At 60.1% G+C, this 21,766-nt stretch carries 23 protein-coding genes; 9 read left to right on the forward strand and 14 right to left on the reverse strand.

Annotated elements, in window-relative coordinates; translation table 11 throughout:
• Nucleotides 1-343: 343 nt before the first annotated feature.
• A complete protein-coding gene (locus KGB07_RS00240; RefSeq protein WP_223464084.1) occupies nt 344-868 on the reverse strand; it encodes an AAA family ATPase in 525 nt (174 codons plus the stop codon).
• Complete coding sequence (pnuC, locus tag KGB07_RS00245; RefSeq protein ID WP_046042070.1) at nt 865-1,428, reverse strand: nicotinamide riboside transporter PnuC; 564 nt, start codon at nt 1,426-1,428, stop codon at nt 865-867. The genes KGB07_RS00240 and pnuC overlap by 4 nt, the downstream gene beginning before the upstream one ends.
• 294 nt (nt 1,429-1,722) lie before the next feature.
• Between pnuC and KGB07_RS00250 the strand changes: the two genes are divergently transcribed.
• Nucleotides 1,723-2,553 (forward strand): undecaprenyl-diphosphate phosphatase, encoded by an 831-nt coding sequence (locus tag KGB07_RS00250; RefSeq protein ID WP_046042069.1) that lies wholly within the window; start codon nt 1,723-1,725, stop codon nt 2,551-2,553.
• Nucleotides 2,550-2,978, forward strand: coding sequence for a DUF1294 domain-containing protein (locus tag KGB07_RS00255; RefSeq protein ID WP_046042068.1), 429 nt, complete (start codon nt 2,550-2,552; stop codon nt 2,976-2,978). Before KGB07_RS00250 ends, KGB07_RS00255 begins: the two co-directional genes overlap by 4 nt.
• A 12-nt stretch (nt 2,979-2,990) precedes the next feature.
• Here KGB07_RS00255 and KGB07_RS00260 read toward each other — a convergent pair whose 3' ends face one another.
• On the reverse strand, nt 2,991-3,350 hold the full coding sequence (locus KGB07_RS00260; RefSeq protein WP_046042067.1) for an MmcQ/YjbR family DNA-binding protein: 360 nt from the start codon (nt 3,348-3,350) through the stop codon (nt 2,991-2,993).
• Nucleotides 3,347-4,255 (reverse strand): LysR substrate-binding domain-containing protein, encoded by a 909-nt coding sequence (locus KGB07_RS00265; protein WP_046042066.1) that lies wholly within the window; start codon nt 4,253-4,255, stop codon nt 3,347-3,349. Before KGB07_RS00265 ends, KGB07_RS00260 begins: the two co-directional genes overlap by 4 nt.
• Nucleotides 4,256-4,386: 131 nt before the next feature.
• Between KGB07_RS00265 and KGB07_RS00270 the strand changes: the two genes are divergently transcribed.
• Nucleotides 4,387-4,998 (forward strand): FMN-dependent NADH-azoreductase, encoded by a 612-nt coding sequence (locus KGB07_RS00270; protein ID WP_046042065.1) that lies wholly within the window; start codon nt 4,387-4,389, stop codon nt 4,996-4,998.
• A 167-nt stretch (nt 4,999-5,165) separates the two neighbouring features.
• The gene (locus KGB07_RS00275; RefSeq protein WP_046042064.1) at nt 5,166-6,203 is read left to right on the forward strand and encodes an alpha/beta hydrolase family protein; all 1,038 of its coding nucleotides are present in this window, start codon (nt 5,166-5,168) and stop codon (nt 6,201-6,203) included.
• 32 nt (nt 6,204-6,235) lie between these two features.
• On the opposite strand, the gene KGB07_RS00280 is transcribed toward KGB07_RS00275, so the two are convergent.
• Together KGB07_RS00280 and KGB07_RS00285 are read right to left on the reverse strand one after the other, a co-directional pair.
• Nucleotides 6,236-7,423 (reverse strand): MFS transporter, encoded by a 1,188-nt coding sequence (locus KGB07_RS00280; RefSeq protein ID WP_223464085.1) that lies wholly within the window; start codon nt 7,421-7,423, stop codon nt 6,236-6,238.
• Nucleotides 7,424-7,705: 282 nt separating this feature from the next.
• Nucleotides 7,706-9,292 (reverse strand): ABC-F family ATPase, encoded by a 1,587-nt coding sequence (locus tag KGB07_RS00285; protein ID WP_046042062.1) that lies wholly within the window; start codon nt 9,290-9,292, stop codon nt 7,706-7,708.
• A gap of 488 nt (nt 9,293-9,780) precedes the next feature.
• Here KGB07_RS00285 and lpxO point away from each other — a divergent pair, with 488 nt between their 5' ends.
• From lpxO to ilvA, 4 genes are all read left to right on the forward strand, one after another.
• Nucleotides 9,781-10,680 carry a lipid A hydroxylase LpxO gene (gene lpxO / locus KGB07_RS00290; RefSeq protein WP_046042061.1) on the forward strand — a complete coding sequence of 300 codons (900 nt, stop codon included), beginning with the start codon at nt 9,781-9,783 and terminating at the stop codon, nt 10,678-10,680.
• A gap of 229 nt (nt 10,681-10,909) precedes the next feature.
• Nucleotides 10,910-11,257: a hypothetical protein gene (locus KGB07_RS00295; RefSeq protein WP_223464086.1), complete on the forward strand. Its 348-nt coding sequence runs from the start codon at nt 10,910-10,912 to the stop codon at nt 11,255-11,257.
• A 67-nt stretch (nt 11,258-11,324) separates the two neighbouring features.
• Nucleotides 11,325-12,488, forward strand: a complete 1,164-nt coding sequence (locus KGB07_RS00300; RefSeq protein ID WP_223464087.1) for a PQQ-dependent sugar dehydrogenase — start codon at nt 11,325-11,327, stop codon at nt 12,486-12,488.
• Nucleotides 12,489-12,693: 205 nt separating this feature from the next.
• A complete protein-coding gene (gene ilvA / locus KGB07_RS00305; protein ID WP_223464088.1) occupies nt 12,694-13,707 on the forward strand; it encodes a threonine ammonia-lyase, biosynthetic in 1,014 nt (337 codons plus the stop codon).
• A 51-nt stretch (nt 13,708-13,758) separates the two neighbouring features.
• Here ilvA and eco read toward each other — a convergent pair whose 3' ends face one another.
• A complete protein-coding gene (gene eco / locus KGB07_RS00310; RefSeq protein ID WP_223464089.1) occupies nt 13,759-14,241 on the reverse strand; it encodes a serine protease inhibitor ecotin in 483 nt (160 codons plus the stop codon).
• A 278-nt stretch (nt 14,242-14,519) separates the two neighbouring features.
• Between eco and KGB07_RS00315 the strand changes: the two genes are divergently transcribed.
• Nucleotides 14,520-14,777, forward strand: a complete 258-nt coding sequence (locus tag KGB07_RS00315; RefSeq protein WP_223464090.1) for a DUF1652 domain-containing protein — start codon at nt 14,520-14,522, stop codon at nt 14,775-14,777.
• 6 nt (nt 14,778-14,783) lie between these two features.
• On the opposite strand, the gene KGB07_RS00320 is transcribed toward KGB07_RS00315, so the two are convergent.
• From KGB07_RS00320 to KGB07_RS00350, 7 genes are all read right to left on the reverse strand, one after another.
• Nucleotides 14,784-15,179: a hypothetical protein gene (locus tag KGB07_RS00320; RefSeq protein WP_046042056.1), complete on the reverse strand. Its 396-nt coding sequence runs from the start codon at nt 15,177-15,179 to the stop codon at nt 14,784-14,786.
• 90 nt (nt 15,180-15,269) lie between these two features.
• A complete protein-coding gene (locus KGB07_RS00325; protein ID WP_046042055.1) occupies nt 15,270-15,536 on the reverse strand; it encodes a DUF2790 domain-containing protein in 267 nt (88 codons plus the stop codon).
• Between the two features lie 240 nt (nt 15,537-15,776).
• Complete coding sequence (locus KGB07_RS00330) at nt 15,777-16,721, reverse strand: carbohydrate kinase family protein (protein WP_046042054.1); 945 nt, start codon at nt 16,719-16,721, stop codon at nt 15,777-15,779.
• 6 nt (nt 16,722-16,727) lie between these two features.
• Complete coding sequence (gene xylB, locus KGB07_RS00335) at nt 16,728-18,233, reverse strand: xylulokinase (RefSeq protein ID WP_046042053.1); 1,506 nt, start codon at nt 18,231-18,233, stop codon at nt 16,728-16,730.
• A 74-nt stretch (nt 18,234-18,307) separates the two neighbouring features.
• Complete coding sequence (locus KGB07_RS00340; protein WP_223464091.1) at nt 18,308-19,780, reverse strand: mannitol dehydrogenase family protein; 1,473 nt, start codon at nt 19,778-19,780, stop codon at nt 18,308-18,310.
• Nucleotides 19,781-19,796: 16 nt separating this feature from the next.
• A complete protein-coding gene (locus tag KGB07_RS00345) occupies nt 19,797-20,900 on the reverse strand; it encodes an ABC transporter ATP-binding protein (protein WP_223464093.1) in 1,104 nt (367 codons plus the stop codon).
• A 34-nt stretch (nt 20,901-20,934) separates the two neighbouring features.
• Nucleotides 20,935-21,765 carry a carbohydrate ABC transporter permease gene (locus tag KGB07_RS00350; protein WP_046042049.1) on the reverse strand — a complete coding sequence of 277 codons (831 nt, stop codon included), beginning with the start codon at nt 21,763-21,765 and terminating at the stop codon, nt 20,935-20,937.
• Nucleotide 21,766 lies beyond the last annotated feature (1 nt).

Genomic DNA, 21,766 nt, shown 5'->3' on the forward strand with positions numbered 1-21,766 from the left:
TCTCATGTGGGCTGACCCTTGTCGGCTTTATGAAGGTGAGAGCGAAAGCTGTGCCGGTTTTTGAATATCTAATTGATTCAATGGCTTATGGATGTTGGCCGGATTCCCTTTGTCGAGAATGTTTCAAAGGTGAGACAAAACCCTGCGCAGGAAGCCTGCTAATGTGGATAAACCGCTCTGGAACAAGGGTTTCAGCGACGTTGTATCAATGACTTAACAAATCTGATGTTCAAGCGGTGAAGGGCGCTGAAATGGGTGGTTTGAGGTAGGGAAGGTGTTTCAGGGCCGGACACTTTTCCCCCGGGGCAGGGGGGGATGGTGGGGAATTTGCCCCAAACGCCGGTCAGGCACCGAGCAATCGGGTTACGGCGTCCAGTGCCTGGAATCGGCGTTCGGCCCAATTTCCGTGGAGTGCTTGAACCGGTTGTGCGTGGCGCTCGAGCCAGGCCAGGGTCTGGTCGAAAAATGCCTGGCGTTCACTCAATCGGGGCTGGCAACGCTGGCCGTCATCCGTCCATTCGACGTGTTCCGGCGACAGCAGCAAGTGCAAGTCGTAATGCCGATCCAATAGTGCTTGTTCGATCCAGGCGGGGCAGTCGCCAAACAGGGTTTGGCTCCAGAGGATATTGCTCAGCAGGTGCGTGTCGAGGATGAGCAACGGCGGCTGTTGCGCCCGCGCTTCGTCCTCCCATGCCAATTGACCGCGGGCGATGTCCGGAATGTCGGCCAAGGTGGTGTCCCGCGGATTCTGCTCGATGAACCAGCGCACATACTCGTCGACCAGAACCCCGCCGAAACGCTGTTGCAACTCGGCCGCCAGCCAGCTTTTGCCGCTGGATTCAGGGCCGGTGAGTACCAGGACTTTCATGCGCGCAACGCCGGATCGGCGCGCCATTCACGCCAGCCGAGCACAGCAATAACGGTGAACAACCCGTACAGGGTGGCGGTCAGGTACAGGTCTTTATAGATGAACAACCCGACGAAAATCACATCCAGGGTGATCCACAGTGGCCAGCACTGGAGACGTTTTTGCGCCATCCAGACTTGCGCCACCAGGCTGAATCCGGTCAGTGCTGCATCGAGCCAGGGTTGTGCCGCGTCTGTCCAGTGGGCCATGGCCGCCCCCAGCAACAGGCTCCCGAGTGCGCCAATGGCGAGGCTCAACGCCATGGGGCGGGCATCGAGTCGACTGACTTCACGGCCATGGGTCGTTTCACCTACCCGTGTCCACTGCCACCAGCCGTAAAGCTGCAGGGCGGCATAGACGACTTGCAGCAACATGTCCGAATACAGCTTCACCTCAAAAAAGATCCAGCTATAGAGCAGCACCATGACCAGGCCGATGGGCCAGCACCAGGGGTTCTGTTTGACCGTCAGCCAGACGGCAATGACACCGAGGGCGGCGGCAAACAGTTCAAGCCCGGACATGGAGGCTCCTTGGGAAAATCGAAAAGGGGGCGGATTGTAACCGGATTGGCGTCGGGAATCCCGTGGCGCAAGGTGTGCTTCATTGGCACGCGATAACGCGGCAGCGCTAATCGGACTTGTCTGATAGGATTTCGGCCCCGCACGGTTAATCCCGGATCAGGATTGTTTTTTCACAGGATTTTGACGGTTCTGTGGTGATCCTTGATGCGCGGGCTTCAGCTAGGCTGATCGCAACTCAAGCTTTTGAAAAATACTAACGGGGCATGCCGGCGCGCATAGCCTTTTGGGGGATTGATGGATCTTTGGACCGCCTTTCAGGCATTGATTCTTGGGGTTGTAGAAGGGCTGACCGAGTTCCTGCCCATTTCCAGTACCGGCCACCAGATCATCGTGGCCGACCTGCTCGGCTTCGGGGGCGAGCGGGCGATGGCGTTCAACATCATTATCCAGTTGGGTGCCATCCTGGCGGTGGTATGGGAGTTTCGACGCAAGATCTTCGACGTGGTCATCGGCCTGCCGACCCAGCCGGGCGCACGGCGGTTTACCGCGAACCTGTTGATCGCGTTCTTGCCGGCCGTGGTGTTGGGTGTGATCTTCGCCGACCTGATCCACAAGTACCTGTTCAATCCGATCACCGTGGCAACGGCGCTGGTCGTGGGCGGGTTCATCATGTTGTGGGCCGAGCGCCGGCAGCATGAAGTCCACGCCGAAACGGTGGATGACATCACCTGGAAAGACGCCCTGAAAGTTGGCTTCGCCCAGTGCCTGGCCATGATTCCGGGCACTTCGCGTTCGGGCTCGACGATCATCGGCGGGCTACTGTTCGGCCTGTCGCGCAAAACCGCTACCGAGTTCTCGTTCTTCCTGGCGATGCCGACCATGGTCGGCGCGGCGGTGTACTCGGGCTATAAATACCGTCACCTGTTTGTCCCGGCGGACTTCCCGGTGTTCGCGATCGGTTTCGTCACGGCGTTCGTCTTCGCGATGATCGCGGTCCGCGGGTTGCTCAAGTTCATCGCCAACCACAGTTATGCGGCGTTTGCCTGGTATCGCATTGTGTTCGGCCTGATCATCCTGGCGACCTGGCAATTCGGCTGGGTCGACTGGAGCGCGGCCAAGCCGTGAGTGACTCAAGCTCGCGCAATAACCCCGGGCGCCAGCCCGGGGGACAGATCCGCCATCCACGGCTGAAGTGGCTGGTGTTCGCAATCCTGTGCGCGTTGCCGCTTTCGGGTTCGGTATCGTCATGGCTGCACGGGGTGTCGTTGATTCCCCTGGCGGCCTACGGCATCGTCAGCGTCGTGACGTTTTTCCTGTACTGGAGCGACAAGCGCAAGGCCCGCGCCGAGCAATGGCGGACGCCGGAGAATGTCCTGCATGCGCTGGAACTCGCTGGTGGCTGGCCCGGCGCTTTGCTGGCCCAGCAAGCGTTTCGGCACAAAACCCGCAAAGTCTCCTACCAGTTGGTGTTCTGGATCATCGTGCTGATGCACCAGGTGTTCTGGATCGATCACCTGTTCCTTGGCGCACACCTGTTCGCCTTGTTCTGATAAGACAAGGCGCTAAAGCAACAGGCCGACTTGAGTGCGCTTTGGCAGCCTGCTGACCACCAATTGGTGGGAGCGGCGCAGCAAGCCCTGTAGTTCTTCGCTGCCGAGCGGGTAGGGCGTTTCCATGATGATCCACTGGGCGCGCGCCAGATAAGGCGCCGGATGAATCCCCGGGCGGTCGCAATGACCGAGAAACAGATCCTTGTCGACCTTGAAGGCCAGGGAATCACCTCGCAAGCCCTGCAAGGCGAACATCTTGTTCCCGGCAATCGAAAATACCCGCACGCCGCCCCATTTATAGTCTTCCCGTGCTCCGGGCAGGGTAAGGCAGAATTTCGCGACATCCTCTTCGCTCATCCGTCCGGCTTTCATAACACTCGTTCTCCACAGGCATTGAATGACTCGACCAGATGGTCAATCCAGGCGCGTACTGCCGGCATCACTCCGCGTCGATGAGGATAGACCGCTTGCAACCAGCCACCGGGCAGCGACCAGTCGGGCAACAACTGCACCAGTGAGCCGTTTTCCAGTTCCTGCTCGCAATACATCATGGGCAGCATCGTAAAGCCGAGTCCAGAGAGGGTGCTGGCCTTGCGCACGATAAAATCATCGATGCCCAGCCGGGCCTCGAGCGCCAGTTCACAACTTTTGCCTTTTTGATCCAGCATGCGGATATGCACCATGCGGTCGGCTTCCAGAGCGCCGAGCACCGGCAGGCTTTTCAGATCTTCGGGATGGGTGATCTCACGGCCAACGAGGAAGCCGGGACTGGCGACCATCAGCATCTGCGCCTGACGCAGGCGGCGGGTGACCAGCAGCGGGTCTTCGTCGCCCAGTTCCCGTACGCGCAGGGCCACGTCAATGCCTTCGTTCACCAGGTCGACCCGCCGGTTGAGTAACATCACCTCCAGCTGGACTTGCGGAAACCGCTCCAGAAAGTCGCTGATCACCCCCGGCAATATTTCATGGGCCAGCCCGACGGGGCAGGACACCCGCAACCGCCCGCGGGGCTCGCTGGACATGCTGGCCACGGCCTCGTCGGCCATTTCCGCCTCCAGCAACATCGCCTGGCAGTGCCTGAGGTAACGTTCACCGACGGCAGTCAGCTTCAGTTGTCGGGTGGTGCGTTGCAGCAGCCGTGCGCCGAGACGCTCTTCCAGCTCGGCGATGCGCCGTGACAATCGTGACTTGGGAATGCCCAGCAAACGCCCGGCCGCGGCGAATCCCCCGGCTTCCACGACTTTGGCGAAGTAATACAGGTCGTTGAGGTCTTGCATGATTTGAATCCGATTGTTCTATCTGTGGGACGAACTATCGCATTGTTACCGCCTAATCAGCTATTGGTTTCGCCTGTAGGATTAGTCCCATCAGATCGCCCTTGTGGGCGATCCTCACTTGGAGATCCCACATGAAACTGCTGCATATCGATTCGAGCATCCTGGGCGACAACTCGGCATCCCGTCAGTTGAGCGGTGAAGTCGTCAAAGCCTGGCAAGCCGCCGAGCCAACCGCCGTGGTGACCTACCGCGACCTGGCCGCCGACGCCATCAGCCACTTCTCCGCCACCACCCTGGTCGCCGCCGGCACCACCGCTGAACTGCGCAACGCCGCACAACAGCACGAAGCCGAACTGAGCGCCTCGACCCTGGCCGAATTCCTGGCTGCCGATGCCGTGGTGATTGCCGCACCGATGTACAACTTCACCATCCCGACTCAACTGAAAGCCTGGATCGACCGCATCGCGGTGGCCGGTCAAACCTTCCGTTACACCGAAGCTGGCCCTGAAGGCCTGTGCGGTGGCAAGAAAGTCGTGATCGTTTCGACTTCCGGTGGTATGCACGCCGGTCAGGCAACCGGTGTTGCCCACGAAGAGTATTTGAAGTTGCTGTTCGGTTTCATCGGCATCACCGACATCGAAATCGTCCGCGCCGAAGGCCTGGCTTACGGTGACGACGTGCGCAACAAAGCCATGAGCGCTGCCCACACGCAGATCAGCGAGCAGTTGTTCGCCGCTGCGTAAGGCTTGCGTAAAAGTAAGCAACCGTTCAGGTAAACCCCAAAAAACTCTGTATTCTGGTTACGCAAGTACCAGCTACGGAGTTTTTTGTTTCTGGTCGTTTCAGATTGTGGCCCGAGTTATGCAGTCCAGGGCGTACGTCTCAAGTCCGGTAACAAGGTGGGGCATCCATGATGCGTCTTTGTGCAGCTTTACTGATTTGCCTGCTCAGCAGCCTGAATACAGTGCGCGCCGCACCTGCACCACATCCTCACTGGAGCGTCGGCTTCCATGAGATGACTTTTCTCGACCCGCTGGACCTGCAGCCGATGCGCGCCATCGCCTTCTATCCTTCCAGTGATCGGGAGCACACCAGCAAGCTCGAGGGTTACACCGTCGAAGCCGGGGAGGACATCAAGGTCGCCATCGGCCGGTTCCCGATGCTGATGCTGTCCCACGGAAACACCGGCACCCCCCTGGCCCTGCACGACCTTGCCACGTCGCTGGCGCGCAAAGGTTTTGTCGTGGTGGCGGTGATTCACCCCGGTGACAACTCCAGGGACCACAGCCGACTCGGTACTTTGAGTAACCTGTACGGCCGGCCGATCCAGATTTCCGAAGCCATTACCGCGACCTTGGGCGATCGTATGCTGTCGCCGTTCGTCAACGCCGACCAGGTGGGGGTCATCGGTTATTCGGCCGGTGGCGAGACCGCATTGATTCTATCCGGCGCCACCCCGGACCTGGATCGCCTGCGCCGGTACTGCCAGGAGCGCCCGGATGACCACGATGCCTGCAACACCCAGGGCGAATTGATTGTCGACCGCGATGACCTGCAACCGGTGGCCGATCCTCGCGTCCACGCCTTGATGCTGATGGCGCCGTTGAGCCTGAAGTTCGGCCGCCACACCCTGGCCGATGTGCATGTGCCGGTACTGCTTTACAGCGGTGATGGCGACAAGCTGGTGGCTGTCGACAAGAACGCTGCGGCACTGGCGCGCAAACTGCCGACAGCGCCTGACTTCAAGCTGCTGGCCGGGGCAGGGCACTTCATCTTCATGGCGCCGTGCAATGACGAGCAGATCGTGATCATGCCCGCGCTGTGCACCGATGCCGATGGCGTCGACCGGCAAGACATTCACCGCAATCTGATCTCCGAAGCCGGAAGCTTTTTCTCGCGCACCCTGGGCAGGCCGACCCGGGCCGGGATGCAGACTGCCGATCAGTAGTTTGCACAAAACCCTGTGGTCAGTACCAAGGCTTACGTCATCGAACGGCTCTTGAGCAGCAACGTCAGCCCCAGGCCCGTCACCGACAACAACGCCGCACTGAAGAAAATCCACGCATAACCCAGGTTCAACGCCACTGCACCCATCAACGGGCCGGCGATGGCTAGCGCCAGGTCGAAAAACACCGCATAAGCACTCAGTCCCGCGCCCCGGCTGGAGTTGGGCACCTGTTTGATGGCCTCGACACCTAGTGCCGGGTACACCAGGGACAGGCCGAATCCGGTCAGGCCGGCGCCAATGAGCGCGTACCCGGTCGACGGTGCCAGCCACAACAGCACCAGGCCAACTGTCTCGATGCACATGCAGGCAATGGCTGATGTGAACCCGCCAAAACGACTGATGGCGGATATGAACAGCAGCCGCGACAGAATGAAACACACGCCGAACACGGTCAGGCAGTAGGCCGCGCCAGTCCAGCCGCGATTGACGTAATACAAGGTGATAAAGGTCGTCAGGGTGCCATAGCCAATGGACGCCAGGCTCAGGCTCGCGCCAAACGGCGCAATGCGTCCGAACACGGCCCAGAACGGCAAGCGTTCACCGCGCACCACCGGCACCGAAGGCTTGTTGCGAATCAGCAGCAGTGCAGCCAGGGCCAGCAGCGACAGGGCAATGCCCAGGCTGGCGAAACCCAGTTGTTGCACCATGACCACGCCCAGCGGCGCGCCAATGGCAATCGCCCCATAGGACGCGATGCCGTTCCAGGAAATCGACCGCGCGGTATGCTCGGCGCCCACCTGGCCCATGCACCAACTGATGGTGCCGACGCCGATCAACCCTTGGGCGATCCCCAGCAGCAGGCGCCCGGCGATCAGGATCAGCAGGCTGAGCAAGGGAAGGCCTTGCAACAGGGTCGACAGCAAGGTCAGCACACCGCTGAGCACAATCCCCGACAAGCCATAGATGATGGCGCGCTTGGTGCCAACGCTGTCGGACATCCGCCCGGCCATGGGGCGGCTGAGCAGGGTGGCGAGGTATTGCGAGCCGATGGTCAGCCCGGCCACGATAGCGCTGAACCCAAGTTGTTCGTGGACATAACCCGGCAATACCGCAATCGGCAGTCCGATGCAAAGGAAGGCAACAAAGGTATAGAAGACGATGGAGACGATCTGCAGGGTGATCGCCGTGGAGCTTTGCGGAGGCACTTGCTGCACAGACATGAGGGCTCGTTCGCGGGCGGCGGTGGGAGAACTGCATCATGGCGCGGCGTTGGGATAAAAGAAAGCAGGCTAACTACTTTTGCCGTGACATTATCACTGTTCCTCATGGCCTCTTCGCGAGCAAGCCCGCTCCCACATTTTGAAATGCATTCCCCTGTGGGAGCGAGCTTGCTCGCGATGATTCATGCACCAACAAAAAACCTTGGCCCGGAATGCAAAAAGCCCCGTCACATGGACAGGGCTCTTAACCTGTAGCTTGCAGCTTAAAACTGATGGCTGCCTTTAGAACACCACACCCTGGCTACGCAGGTAATCGTCATAGGTGCCGCTGAAGTCGGTCACGCCGTTAGGGCTCAACTCGATGATGCGGGTGGCCAGGGACGATACGAACTCACGGTCGTGGCTGACGAAGATCAGCGTGCCCGGGTAGTTTTCCAGCGCCAGGTTCAGCGCTTCGATGGATTCCATGTCCAGGTGGTTGGTCGGTTCGTCCATCACCAGAACGTTCGGCTTTTGCAGGATCAGCCTGCCGAACAGCATGCGGCCTTGTTCACCACCGGAGATGACCTTGACCGACTTGAGGATCTCGTCGTTGGAGAACAGCATGCGACCCAGGGTGCCACGGATGATCTGCTCGCCCTGAGTCCACTGGCCCATCCAGTCGAACAGGCTGACGTCGTCTTCGAAGTCATGGGCGTGGTCCTGGGCGTAGTAGCCCAGCTCCGCGCTTTCGGTCCACTTCACGGAACCGGCGTCCGGGGTCAGCTCGCCCATCAGGGTGCGCAGCAGGGTGGTCTTGCCGATACCGTTCGGGCCGATGATCGCCAGGCGCTCGCCGGCTTCGACGGTGAAGCTGAAGTTCTTGAACAGGGTCTTGCCGTCGAAACCCTTGGACATCTGCTCGATGGTCACGGCCTGGCGGTGCAGCTTCTTGGTCTGTTCGAAACGGATGAACGGGCTCACGCGGCTCGATGGCTTGACTTCGGCCAGCTGGATCTTGTCGATCTGCTTGGCGCGGGAAGTGGCCTGCTTGGCTTTCGAGGCGTTGGCCGAGAAGCGGCTGACGAACGTCTGCAGTTCGGAGATCTGGGCTTTCTTCTTGGCGTTGTCCGACAGCAACTGCTCGCGGGACTGGGTTGCCGCAGTCATGTACTCGTCATAGTTGCCCGGGAACAGGCGCAGCTCACCGTAGTCCAGGTCAGCCATGTGGGTGCAGACGCTGTTGAGGAAGTGACGGTCGTGGGAAATGATAATCATGGTGCTGTTACGCGCCTTGAGAATGGTTTCCAGCCAGCGAATGGTGTTGATGTCCAGGTGGTTGGTCGGTTCGTCGAGCAACAGCACTTCAGGATCGGAGAACAATGCCTGGGCCAGCAATACCCGCAGTTTCCAGCCTGGCGCGACTTCGGACATCGGGCCGAAATGCTGTTCCAGGGGAATACCCAGGCCCAGCAGCAGTTCACCGGCACGGGATTCGGCGGTGTAGCCGTCCATTTCGGCGAATTCGGTTTCCAGCTCGGCCACGGCCATGCCGTCTTCTTCGCTCATTTCCGGCAGCGAGTAGATGCGGTCGCGCTCGGCCTTGACCTTCCACAGTTCTTCGTGACCCATGATCACGGTATCGATCACGGTGAATTCTTCGTAGGCGAACTGGTCCTGGCGCAATTTACCCAGGCGCACGTTCGGCTCCAGCATGACCTGGCCGCCGGACGGCTCGAGGTCGTCGCCGAGAATCTTCATGAAGGTCGACTTGCCGCAACCGTTGGCGCCGATCAGACCGTAACGGTTGCCACCGTTGAATTTGACCGAGACGTTTTCGAAGAGCGGCTTGGCGCCGAACTGCATCGTGATGTTAGCTGTAGAAATCAAAGGTTTTTCCTGCGAAGCATTCAGAGTAGCTAGGGTTGCGGCAGTACCGGTTCAGTACCCGTTTCCACTGTTCGGACCCCGGGACATTCATCCCGATCGGCAGTGGAAGATCCATCTGGCATTAAGTGGACAGCAGCATGTGGCGCGCCTGGCCCGAGTCAACGTGCGCTGAAAGGGGATTTTCCCGCTCTCAACCTGGGGGCGCGTAAAGTTTGGCGGCGATTGTACTGGTCTGGCTCTTTAAACGATAGGGCGATGAGGCCTCTGCAACGCTTTGGCGGTTTTTGCGGACACATTTTCACAGTTGCAGGTTAACTATTGGTTACAGACTGTGGCTAAAATGCCATCCGTCAGTTGAACGCCGACCATCGGCGTGGCTCGATGGCACCAAGGGGCCGCTGTTTCGTATTCAGCCGCTCCACAAGACCCGGGGACCGGCATGCCGGTAAAGGGCGCAGTTTGTTTACTTCCGACCTGTGACGATTTCCGTGAAGCTGATCATTGCCGTTATCTACGTTGTCTCTATTGCGTATGTCCACCTGCGTGGCCGAGTGCGCCACAAGCTGGGTCGCCAGTTGAGTGATCACTCGACGTTTCTGGCGCCGATCAACTGCTTTGTGTATCTGTTTTCGAAAATCCCCAACAAACCGTATCTCGATCCAGCTGACTTTCCCGACCTGAGCCCGCTGCAGGCGCATTGGGAACAAATTCGTGCCGAAGGCCAGAACTTGCTTCACGCAGGCGAGATCAAGCGTTCGAACCAATACGATGACGTCGGTTTCAACTCGTTTTTCAAGACCGGCTGGAAGCGCTTCTATCTCAAGTGGTATGGCGATAGCCATCCGTCGGCCATGAAACTCTGCCCGCGCACCACCGAACTGGTGCAGGGCATCGGCTCGATCAAGGCGGCGATGTTCGCCGAGTTGCCACCGGGCTCCAGGCTGGTGCGCCATCGCGACCCGTATGCCGGTTCGTACCGTTATCACCTCGGGCTGGACACACCCAACGCCGACGGTTGCTACATCAATGTCGATGGCCAGAACTACCATTGGCGCGATGGCGAAGCCGTGATGTTCGATGAGACCTACATTCATTACGCAGAGAACACCACGCCGCACAATCGCATCATTTTGTTCTGCGACATCGAGCGGCCGATGAAGTATCGCTGGGCAGCGGCATTCAATCGCTGGTTCAGCCGCAATGTCATGTCGGCGGCAGGTGCACCGAACGAGGACGGAGACCGGACCGGCGGGCTCAACCGGCTGTTCAGCAAGGTCTACAAGGTTCGCCTGCACGGCAAGGAACTGAAAAAGCGCAACCGCAAGCTTTACTACTTCCAAAAGTGGTCGATCTTTGCCGGGTTGCTGGTGGTGTTCATTCTGATCTGAGCCGGGTGTTCGGGCGGCCGGCCTCATCGCTAGCCACACTCACACAGGTTATGAGCTAACCACAAATGTCATGAATGCCCACCGTCCATTGTGGGAGCGAGCCTGCTCGCGAAGAGGCCGGATCAACGTCGTGTTGCATCGTGCCGGGGAGGTTTTTGTTAACAAATCCGAACCTCGGGCGTAGCGTGGTATCGAAGTCCTTATCCACGCGGACGCAGAGAGGCACCCCATGAACCGATATGTGTTTGGCGCCATTGCGCTGGCCTTGAGTACCGTATTGGGCCCACTGGCCCAGGCCGATGCCCTTGCTTCGTTGCAGTTGGCCCAGAACCTGCCGGGCAGCACCCGCAACAACCCTTACAACAGTCCGATTCAGCGGGCCAATCCCAACAGCATGCAAGGCACTCAACCCAGCGCCCCGGCCATACGCGGGCCGAATACCGTGCCGGTCCAGCGATCGCCGACGCTGGACAACGGTGGTATCGGTAATCGCTATCCCGACCGGACAGCTCCCGCCAGCCCACCGAAATTCATTCCCAATCCTCCCCCACGAGACACCGGTACCAGCAACCGTTGAGTGGCAGGTATGACGTCTGACCGCTATTTTTCACCAGGCCCCATTTCCATCAGAAAAGGAATCCTGCATGTTGCGTAAGAACTTATTGGCAATCCTCTGTGCCAGCGTATTGATCAGCGCTAGTGTCCCTGTGCTTGCCGCGCCCACCCAGACGATGAAAAGCGAAGACGGCACCCTTGAGGTCACCCCCATCGTGACGGGGCTGGAGCACCCCTGGGCCCTGGCATTCTTGCCGGATAGTAAAGGCATGCTGGTAACCGAACGGCCCGGCAACCTGCGACTGGTGACCGCCGAAGGCAAGTTGTCGGCACCGCTCAATGGTGTACCCACGGTCTGGGCCAAGGGGCAGGGAGGATTGCTCGACGTGGCGTTGTCGCCGGATTTCAAACAGGACCGGATGGTCTATCTGTCCTATGCCGAAGGTGGCGGTCAGGGCGACAAGGCTGGCACAGCGGTGGGCCGCGGGCGGCTCTCCGACGATATGACGGCGCTCAAGGATTTCCAGGTGATCCTGCGTCAGGAGCCCAAACTCTCGGTCGGCAACCATTTTGGCTCGCGGCTGGTGTTTGATCGCGATGGCTATCTGTTCGTGACCCTGGGGGAAAACAACGACCGCCCGACCGCCCAGGACCTCGACAAGCTGCAAGGCAAAGTGGTGCGCATCTACCCGGACGGCACGGTGCCCAAGGACAACCCCTTTGTCGGCCAGGCCAACGTGCGCCCGGAGATCTGGTCCTACGGGCAGCGTAACCCGCAAGGTGCGGCGCTCAACCCGTGGAACGGCACGCTGTGGGAAAACGAACACGGCCCTCTGGGCGGCGATGAAGTCAACATCATCGAGCGCGGCAAGAATTACGGCTGGCCGCTGGCCACCCATGGCATCAACTACAACGGTGAACCGATTCCCGAAGCCAAGGGTGAGACCGTCGAAGGCACCGTTGCCCCGAATCATGTCTGGGAAAAGTCCCCGGGCCTGAGCGGCATGGCGTTCTACGATGGCGATCGTTTCAAGGCCTGGCAGCGCAACGTGTTTATCGGCGCGCTGGTCAGCCAGGAACTGATCCGCCTGGAGTTCGATGGCGACAAGGTGATCCACGAGGAACGCTTGCTCGGGGATTTGAAAAAACGCATCCGCGATGTGCGGCAGGGGCCGGACGGCTACTTGTATGTATTGACCGATGAGGAGAACGGCGGGTTGTACAAGGTGGGTTTGAAGTTGCCGGCTAACTAAGGCATCTAAAAACTTGCCATTGACTTGCCATCAACGTCCGGCTAATTTCGAGCCATGACTTCCACCGTATTGCGCTGCCAGCCAAGCATTATTACCGCCATTCCTCATTTGGCGGGCTAGCTCACGACTGCAGCACCCAACCCGCCCTAGAGGCGGGTTTTTACTTTTCTGTCTCCCGGGCCCCGAACAATGTCAGGAGACGACCATGAGTTTTACCGCCGATCAACAAGCCCTGCTGGAACGCTACGTCAAAAAAATCCTTGCCGCGCCGGTGTATGAACTGGCCGTGCGCACGCCGTTGCAACCGGCGCCGGCCTTGTCCGAAGCCTTGGGCAACCAGGTCCTGCTCAAGCGCGAAGACCTGCAACCGACCTTTTCCTTCAAGATTCGTGGCGCCTACAACAAACTGGTGCAATTGAGCGAGGCGCAAAAGGCCCACGGCGTGGTCACGGCTTCTGCGGGCAATCATGCGCAGGGCGTGGCGCTGGCCGCGCGGGAACTGGGGATCAACGCCACCATCGTCATGCCCTGCACGACGCCGCAATTGAAGGTCGTCGGGGTGCGCAGTCGCGGCGCCGATGCGGTGTTGCACGGCGAAAGCTTTCCGTTTGCACTGGCCTATGCGCTGGATCTGGCCCGGGAAACCGGTCGCACCTTCGTTTCGCCCTTCGACGACCCGGAGGTGATCGCGGGGCAAGGCACGGTGGCCATGGAAATCCTGCGCCAGCATCAGGGTCCGCTGGACGCGATCTTCGTGCCGGTGGGCGGTGGCGGACTGATCGCGGGTATCGCCGCTTACGTCAAATACTTGCGGCCGGAAGTTCGCATCATTGGCGTCGAGTCGGAACATTCCGCGTGTCTGCAAGCGGCGATGCATGCCAGCGAACGGGTCGTGTTGCCGAGCGTTGGCACCTTTGCCGATGGGGTGGCGGTGGCACAGATCGGCGCTTACGGTTTTGAGGTCTGCCGGTTTTGCGTCGATGAGGTCATGACGGTCAGCAACGACGAGCTTTGCGCGGCGATCAAGAATATCTACGACGATACCCGCTCGATCACCGAACCTTCCGGGGCGCTGGCCGTGGCCGGGATCAAGAAATACGTCGCGCAGACCGGTGCCTTGGGGCAGACACTGGTGGCGATCGACTCGGGTGCCAATATCAACTTCGACAGCCTGGGGCATGTGGCCGAGCGCGCCGCATTGAGTGGCGCCTCGACATGATGCCTGGGCAGGTAGACAGCGGAGGCCGCGAGGGTCCGCCGGCTAGCCTGGTTACTCCTGAACGGCTTTCTCGATCTTGGTCGACGCCGACCAGATCCGATAGCGCACTTCGATGTCCTTGGGCACGTACAGCACAAGCGGCAGCTTGCTGTTGTAACGCACCAGGAAGCCGTCACCGACCACCGGTACAAAACCCTGCTTGCTCGTGCCGGCCGGGCAGGCCATCAGCGTGCTCATCGGGCCAATGACTTTTTCCAGGCGATAGAACGGATAGCCCCACCCCTCGAGGTTCTTCTCCTCGAGAATGCCGCCCAGACGCGGATTGTTGCAGTCGACGGTCATCGTCTTGCCAGCCAGGATCTCGACCTGGAAGTCGTTTTCCCGGGTCTGTGGCGCGAGGTGGATCACCTGGCGGGTGAACCCGCTTTCGGCCTTCGGATAGGGTGCGGTGTCTTCGAGTTTGGCGGCGTGGGCCACGCCTGCAAGCCCCAGTGCGACTAGCGCAGTGCAAGCGTTAACGGTCAACGAACTCATGATGCCTCCTTGCTTGAAGTGAAGGGCGGCATTTTCACTGTCGTGTGCAGTGAATGCAAACCCGGGACGCCCGGTGTGCAAATTGCAGGGTCGCCAAGTCCGATTATTGCAAACTGCATGACAGGCTTTACAGGTAACTCGCCTTAACCTTGAATTGCCGATGAACTGCACTGCGAAATCCGGGGTATGTTTTATGCTGTAGCTGTCCTTGAAGCTTGCCGGGATTTCAAATGAGCAAGCATTGATCGTCGGGCAGTCTCACAAAGGAGGGAGTCGCCATGTTTCTTTCTGCCTTGGAAATTCGCAACATCATCGAAAGCAGTTTTCTGCCCAAGCGCTGCCAGTGCACGCTGTCGCCGGATCTGTCGATGACCGTCAAGGTCTATGCAGACGGGAAAACCGATCAGCTCGATCTATTGGTCACCGGCATCGATGCCTCCGGGCTCAATGGTTGTCGGGAAATCAACGAGTTGATTGCCCAACTGCGTTCCCGACAGCATCACATCGAGGTGCGATCCGCACTCTATGCTGGGTAAAGCGCTCTAGCCTGCTGTTTCGAGTTCGACGGACACGCGCCGGGTCTGGAAGAATGCCAGGCCCAGCGCCAGTTCAAACCCGACTGCCAGCAAAATCCCCGGCCCGACATGGCCACTGAGCCATTCGGCAAAACCCAGCACGGCCAATCCCCAGGCGCCGACGACGAAGCCGAGGCTCAGCGCTTTGCGGGTTTCGCAAGGGGGCGCGTTGCGAACCAGAAAAGAGAACACGCTCAACGCCCCAAACAGCACGGCGGTGCGTCGCGCGACCAATCCCACCGCGAATGAAAACTCGATATCCCAGAACGACAATAACCATTGCGGTGTCAGGCCCCAGACCAGGCTCAGAACAAGGCATAAAGCGGCGGTAAACATCGATAACGTGCGAAACGACAACTGCATGGCCAATCCTTGCGGGCAGAGAGGGGGCGCTAGAGCATAGCGCCGCAACCCTCAAAGGAATACTGCCAAGTACCAAATCAGACTATTCAGTCAGCCCTGGTTCTCGCAAGCGTCGGAAAGTTTACGGTAGGTGATTTCTGCGGGTTTTCCCGTGTCATCGATGTACTTCATCTCGGCCTTCACCACTTTGCACTCCATGGTGTCCGGCTCGGTCAGTGAAATCACTTTGCTGACATGCAATGGCATGCCGTAGTGATAGGGCACGGCTTGGGAAGTTGTGGTGTCATTGGCCTGAGCCAGGCCGGCAAACGCGGTGCAGGCGAAGGCGGCGGTAACCAGCAGGGTGCGAGTGTTCATCAGCGATCTCCGGTGCGGACGGGATGTCAGTTCGATGTGTCGCTTGTCGAACTTGCCGCACTGGGCGTCAGAACAGTCTGAGAGCGTGCGGTCCAGTGAAGTGTTGGATCGCACGGTTAAGCGAGGGTTAACCCGGCTGAACACCGCTTGCCGCGGATGCGCGATCCTGTGTATCAGTTAAGACCATAGGGCGCCTGATGGAAAGTCATCGCGAGCCTGCTCGCGATGAGGCCTTTGAACTCAGCGCAAATCCAGTTGCTTGCGATAAGGCAAATCCGGCCCGGTCTTGCTGCACGTCAACGCCGCCGCCTGCACCGCGAACTTCAGCATGCGATCGATCTGCTCGCGGCCAAGTTGCTTCACGCCCTCTACCGAGTCCAGTTGCTGTTCAGTCAGCCAGGTAATCAGGGCCGCCTGAAAGGTATCGCCCGCACCCACGGTGTCGGCGATTTTTACCGCACAGGCAGGAGCCGACCACGAACCGTGAGTCCGGCTGAACACGCTCGCGCCTTCGCCACCCCGGGTCAGGAACACTAGCTGACAGCGGTGCTGCAACCAGCCTTCGATCACCTGCGCCGGGTCTTGGCCGGGGCAAAGCAGATGCAGATCCTCGTCGCTGACCTTGATCAGATCAGCCAGCTCCACCAGCGTCGCGATCCGGTTACGCCACAGGCGGATGTCCGGCTCCGGGTTCAAGCGAACGTTGGGGTCGAGGCTGATCAGGCGCTTGCCGCTTTCCCGACGCACCAATGCCAATAGTGTATCGGCAATCGGCTGCACTACCAGGGAAAACGAGCCGATATGCAGGCCGCGTACCTCAGGCCCGAGTGTCGGCAGGTGCTCCGGTTGCAATTGTCGATCCGCGCAGCCTTCGCCACGGAAGCTGTACTGCGGCGAGCCATTGGCCCCGACCGCGACCATCGCCAGTGTGGTCGGCGCGGCAAAATCCAGCAGGTAGTCCTGGCACACGCCCTCATCCTGCAACACTTGCAGCAGGCGCCGGCCCAGGTAGTCGGTGGACAACCCGGCCAACAGCGCCGCGTCCACGCCCAAGCGGCGCAAGCCCACCGCCACGTTGAACGGCGAGCCACCGGCAATGGCCTTGAAATTCACTTTGGACGCCACACCACTGGCGTCGTTTTCACTGAAAAAATCGAACAGCGCTTCGCCACACACCAGGTACATAGTTGTTCACTCTTTAATTAGGGTTGCGACTTGCTGTTGATAGCGTTCATACGCCTGCTGGCAGGCTTGCACATTGTCGGCGACCGGCAGGGTTTCACTGACCGGGTCGAGTTTCACGCAGCGCTCGCACAATTGCGCCAGGCTGTCTTCGCGCCCGTTCGCCCGGGATACGCACCAGGCCACCTGAATCGCCGCACCCAAGGCCGCAGCCTCGCTTTGTTCGGTGCAGATCACCGGCGTATTCATGGTGTCGGCGACGATTTGCCGCCAGACCGCACTTTTTGACCCGCCGCCGATCAGCCGAATGCTGCGGCTTTGTAAGCCATTGTGGCGTAGCAGGTCCAGTCCGTAACGCAAACCGAACGTCGTGCCTTCGACCACCGCGCGGCACAGGTTGGCCCGGGTCAGGTTAGTCATGGTCAGCCCCGACAGGCTGGCACTGGCATGGGGCAGGGCAGGCACCCGCTCTCCGTTGAAGAACGGCAGCATGCAAACGCCCTCGGCACCTATCGGCGACTGGGCAACCAGTTCGTTGAACTGATCGATGTCGAGGTCCAGCAGGTCACGAATCAGGCTGGTGACATTGGTCAGGTTCATGGTGCAGATCAAAGGCAGCCAGCCGCCACTGGAAGAACAGAACGTGGCAACTGCGGAATCCACGGCGACGTACGGCTGATCGGCATAGGCGTACACCGTGCCCGACGAGCCCAGGCTCATGGTGATTGCACCGGGCTGGATGTTGCCGGTGCCGATGGCGCCCATCATGTTGTCGCCGCCACCGCTGGAGACCAGGGCCTTCGGGTTGATGCCCAGGTATTCGGCAATGCCCGGCAGAATTGTACCGACTGCCTGGTGGGGATCGATCAGCTCCGGCAGCGCCGCTTGCAGGCGTCCGCTGGGGTCGATGTCACGCAGCAATTGCAAATCCCACTGGCGCGTACGCACATTGAAATACCCGGTGCCCGAGGCATCGCCGTATTCGCTGCAACTGCGGCCGGTTAGCCAATGGTTGAGGTAATCATGGGGTAGCAGAATGCCGGCGATCCGGGAGAACACCTCGGGATGCTGCTCTTTGGTCCATAACAGCTTGGATACGGTGTAGCCCGGCGCGATGACCACGCCGAGGCGTTCCAGAGAACCCTTTTCACCACCCAGGTGCGCGAGCAGTCGGTCATTCTCCGGGGTCGTTTCGGTGTCACACCAGAGTTTCGCCGGGCGCAACACCTTGCCCTGATCGTCGAGCAGCACCAGGCCATGTTGCTGGCCGGACACGCCAATGCCGAGAATAGACTGGCCATCGACTTTGGCCGCGAGCAAGGCGCGGCGGGTGGCGGTGGCGAAGGCTTCCAGCCACTGGCCGGTGTCCTGTTCGCGACGGCCGTTGGGGCCGCTGATCATCGTGTGGGTGGCTGCGCCCTGGCCCAGCACCTCGCCGCTGACGGCGTCGAGGATGACCGCTTTGGTGCCCTGGGTGCCGCAGTCGATGCCGAGGAATAGTTGTTGGGTTGTCATGCAGGATCCTTGGATATCAGTAAGCCCTTATCGCGAGCCTGCTCGCGAAGACGGCAGTCGCTACACCACCGACCTCAAGCCAGCACCCGCTCCAACGTCCGCGAAACCCCAACCTCCCGCAAGCTGTTGCAACACCACTCAAAAGCCGCGACAAACTCCGGCGAGCGCGCAATGGCCGTACCAAAAATCTCCTCGACCGCCAGCAAACGCTGGGTAATCAGCACATCATCGGCCACCAGCGCCTGGCAGAATGCCGCCCGTGGATCCGCAATCGCGTAGGTCTCGCCATGCTCATCCACGCCCTTGAGGTACAGCGCCCACGCCGCCACCACCAACGCCGCGCGCTTGGTCTCGCGGCCATCGGCGATCAAGCGGTTGATGGTCGGTACGGTGAATTTCGGAAACTTCGACGAGCCGTCCGAACACACCCGTTCAAGCTGGTCGGCAATCGCCTGATTGGAGAAGCGCGCCACCAGGGTGTTCTTGTACTCGGTCAGGTCGATTCCTGGCACCGCCGGCAGCTGTGGCGTCACGTCCAGATCCATGTAGGTGCGCATGTAGCGCACGAACAGCGGGTCGTTCATGGTCTCGTGGACGAAGCGGTAACCCTTGAGGAACCCCAGGTAGGTCAGCGCCAGATGACTGCCGTTGAGCAGCATGATCTTCATTTCTTCGTAGGGCGTGACGTCGTCGGTGAATTGCACGCCGACCCTTTCCCAGGCCGGGCGACCGTTGACGAACCGGTCTTCCAGCACCCATTGCGCGAAGGGTTCGCAGACCACCGGCCAGGCATCGTCCACGCCATGCTGGTCCGCCAGTTGCAAGCGATGGTGGGTGCTGGTCATCGGCGTGATGCGGTCGACCATGGCGTTGGGGAAACTGACGTTGGTGTCGATCCAGTCGCGCAATTGGCTGTCGTGCAAGGCGGCGAAAGCCAGCAGGGCCTTGCGGGTGACGGCGCCGTTGTGCGGCAGGTTATCGCAGGACATCAGGGTGAAGGCCGCTGTGCCGGCGGCGCGGCGCCTGGCCAGTGCGGCGCAGAGGAAACCGAACACGGTTTTCGGGGCGTCAGGGTTCGCCAGGTCATGCTGGATCTGCGGCAAGTGCGCCATGAACTCGCCGGTGCTGTCGTCGATGCAATACCCGCCTTCGGTGATGGTCAGAGAGACGATGCGGATCTCGGGGCTGGCCAATTTGTCGATCAATGCCTGGGCACCGTCCTCGGCCAGCAGCATGTCGCGGATGGCGCCGATCACCCGCACTTCGGTGTCGTCGCTATCGCCGAGTTCGAACAGGGTGAACAGGTAATCCTGATCCCTAAGGTCGTCACGGGCGCGGCGGTCTTCAGTGCGTAGGCCGACACCGCAGATGGCCCACTCCAGGCCTTCGCCGGTATTCATCAAGGCGTCGGTGTAGTAAGCCTGATGGGCTCGGTGGAAACCGCCGACGCCGATGTGCGCGATGCCTTGGCGGGTCTCGCCCAGGGCGTAGGCGGGCAGGACCACTTCAGGGGCGAGGCGGCTGAGGTTGTGTTTATTGAGTTTCATCGCAGGCTCTCTGAATTCAGGCAGCAACGCGCAGCGGGCGGGTCAACGCCACGCCGTCGGCATCGAATAAATGGCAGTGTTGCGCATCCAGATGCAGGCTCAGGGTTTCACCGTAACGGCTGGCCAGATCGCCGCGAACGCGCAGGGTCAGGGCTTCGCCGGATGCCGTCCGGACGTGGCAGAAGGTGTCGCTGCCCAAGCGTTCGCTGACATCGGCGGTGACCTGCAAGGTGCAATCGCCGGGTTTGGCCAGCTCCAGATGCTCCGGGCGAATGCCCAGCGTCACCGCACTCCCGACGCTCAGATGCCTGCCGCTCAAGGGCAGGCTGACGCGGGTTCCGGCGTCGAGTTGCACTTCGCAGCCCTGGTTGTCGACGCGGGTGACCTTACCCTTGAGGAAGCCCATTTTCGGCGTGCCCAGGAAACCGGCGACGAACAGGTTGGCCGGCTGGTGATAGAGGTCCAGCGGCGAACCGACTTGCTCGATCTTGCCGCCATTGAGTACGACCACTTTGTCGGCCATGGTCATCGCTTCGACCTGATCGTGAGTCACGTAGATCATCGTGGCTTGCAGTTCCTTGTGCAGGCGCAACAGTTCCAGTCGCATCTGTACCCGCAGGGCAGCATCGAGGTTGGACAACGGTTCGTCGAACAGGAAAATTTTCGGGTTGCGCACGATGGCCCGGCCAATCGCCACGCGCTGGCGCTGGCCGCCGGACAGTTGCTTGGGCTTGCGCTCCAGCATCGGCCCCAGTTCGAGGATGCGCGCTGCTTCGCTGACCTTCTTCTCCACTTCGGCTTTCGCCACGCCGGCCAGGTCGAGGGCGAACGACATGTTCTTGCGCACGCTCATGTGCGGGTACAGGGCGTAGGTCTGGAACACCATCGCCAGGTCGCGCTTGGCCGGGCTCACTTCGGTGATGTCGCGACCGTCGAGCTCGATGGTGCCGCCGCTGACTTCCTCCAGCCCCGCGATCAGTCGCAGCAGCGTGGATTTGCCGCACCCCGACGGGCCGACGAAGACCACGAACTCCTTGTCATTCACTTCCAGGTCAATGCCCTTGATGATGGAAAAGCCTTCGAAGCCTTTTTGCAGATTCTTGATTTTCAGGTTGGCCATGGTGGCGCTCCTTTTGTGCTTATTCTTTTGAGGGCTATTTCACGGCGCCGAACGACAGGCCGCGCACCAGTTGTTTCTGGCTGACCCAGCCGAAGATCAGGATCGGCGCACAGGCCAGGGTCGAGACAGCCGACAACTTGGCCCAGAACAGCCCTTCGGGGCTTGAGTACGAAGCGATCAATGCGGTCAATGGCGCGGCTTTCGATGAGGTCAGGTTCAGCGACCAGAACGCCTCGTTCCAGCACAGGATCAGCGACAGCAGCACCGTGGATGCCAGGCCGCCCTTGGCGATGGGCAGCAACACCCGCAGCATTTCCTGGGCCAGCGTCGCGCCGTCCAGCCGCGCGGCTTCGAGGATGTCCCTGGGGATGTCCTTGAAGTAGGTGTAAATCATCCAGACCACGATCGGCAGGTTGATCAGCGTGTAGATCACGATCAGCGCGATCCGCGTGTCGAGCAGGCCGAAACTCTTGGCCAGCAGATAGATCGGCATCAGCACACCCACTGGCGGCAGCATCTTGGTGGAGAGCATCCACAGCAGCGTGCCTCTGGTGCGCTGGGTTTCGTAGAACGCCATGGAGTAGGCCGCCGGCACCGCGATCAGCAGGCACAGGGCCGTGGCGCTGAAGGAAATCACCACCGAGTTCCAGGCAAAGCTGAAATAGTCGCTGCGCTCGTTGATGTGCAGGTAGTTCTCCAGCGTCGGCATGAAGATGAACTGCGGCGGTGTGGCGAAGGCATCGATTTCGGTCTTGAAACTGGTCAGTACCATCCAGAAGATCGGAAAGAAAATCACGATGGCGATGGCCCAGGCCAACGTACCGAGCAGCAGGCTTTGCAAACGACGGGATTGTTGAAGAGTCATG

The organism is Pseudomonas sp. GL-RE-26 (assembly GCF_019956275.1).
In the GTDB taxonomy this organism is placed as follows: domain Bacteria; phylum Pseudomonadota; class Gammaproteobacteria; order Pseudomonadales; family Pseudomonadaceae; genus Aquipseudomonas; species Aquipseudomonas grandcourensis.

Bases quoted from the DNA above. Each gene is read 5' to 3' on its own strand.
- KGB07_RS00240 (WP_223464084.1), bottom strand. From the start codon at position 868: ATGAAAGTCCTGGTACTCACCGGCCCTGAATCCAGCGGCAAAAGCTGG.
- pnuC (WP_046042070.1), bottom strand. From the start codon at position 1,428: ATGTCCGGGCTTGAACTGTTTGCCGCCGCCCTCGGTGTCATTGCCGTC.
- KGB07_RS00250 (WP_046042069.1), top strand. From the start codon at position 1,723: ATGGATCTTTGGACCGCCTTTCAGGCATTGATTCTTGGGGTTGTAGAA.
- KGB07_RS00260 (WP_046042067.1), bottom strand. From the start codon at position 3,350: ATGAAAGCCGGACGGATGAGCGAAGAGGATGTCGCGAAATTCTGCCTT.
- KGB07_RS00265 (WP_046042066.1), bottom strand. From the start codon at position 4,255: ATGCAAGACCTCAACGACCTGTATTACTTCGCCAAAGTCGTGGAAGCC.
- KGB07_RS00270 (WP_046042065.1), top strand. From the start codon at position 4,387: ATGAAACTGCTGCATATCGATTCGAGCATCCTGGGCGACAACTCGGCA.
- KGB07_RS00275 (WP_046042064.1), top strand. From the start codon at position 5,166: ATGATGCGTCTTTGTGCAGCTTTACTGATTTGCCTGCTCAGCAGCCTG.
- KGB07_RS00280 (WP_223464085.1), bottom strand. From the start codon at position 7,423: ATGTCTGTGCAGCAAGTGCCTCCGCAAAGCTCCACGGCGATCACCCTG.
- KGB07_RS00295 (WP_223464086.1), top strand. From the start codon at position 10,910: ATGAACCGATATGTGTTTGGCGCCATTGCGCTGGCCTTGAGTACCGTA.
- KGB07_RS00300 (WP_223464087.1), top strand. From the start codon at position 11,325: ATGTTGCGTAAGAACTTATTGGCAATCCTCTGTGCCAGCGTATTGATC.
- ilvA (WP_223464088.1), top strand. From the start codon at position 12,694: ATGAGTTTTACCGCCGATCAACAAGCCCTGCTGGAACGCTACGTCAAA.
- eco (WP_223464089.1), bottom strand. From the start codon at position 14,241: ATGAGTTCGTTGACCGTTAACGCTTGCACTGCGCTAGTCGCACTGGGG.
- KGB07_RS00315 (WP_223464090.1), top strand. From the start codon at position 14,520: ATGTTTCTTTCTGCCTTGGAAATTCGCAACATCATCGAAAGCAGTTTT.
- KGB07_RS00320 (WP_046042056.1), bottom strand. From the start codon at position 15,179: ATGCAGTTGTCGTTTCGCACGTTATCGATGTTTACCGCCGCTTTATGC.
- KGB07_RS00325 (WP_046042055.1), bottom strand. From the start codon at position 15,536: ATGAACACTCGCACCCTGCTGGTTACCGCCGCCTTCGCCTGCACCGCG.
- KGB07_RS00330 (WP_046042054.1), bottom strand. From the start codon at position 16,721: ATGTACCTGGTGTGTGGCGAAGCGCTGTTCGATTTTTTCAGTGAAAAC.
- xylB (WP_046042053.1), bottom strand. From the start codon at position 18,233: ATGACAACCCAACAACTATTCCTCGGCATCGACTGCGGCACCCAGGGC.
- KGB07_RS00340 (WP_223464091.1), bottom strand. From the start codon at position 19,780: ATGAAACTCAATAAACACAACCTCAGCCGCCTCGCCCCTGAAGTGGTC.
- KGB07_RS00345 (WP_223464093.1), bottom strand. From the start codon at position 20,900: ATGGCCAACCTGAAAATCAAGAATCTGCAAAAAGGCTTCGAAGGCTTT.
- KGB07_RS00350 (WP_046042049.1), bottom strand. From the start codon at position 21,765: ATGACTCTTCAACAATCCCGTCGTTTGCAAAGCCTGCTGCTCGGTACG.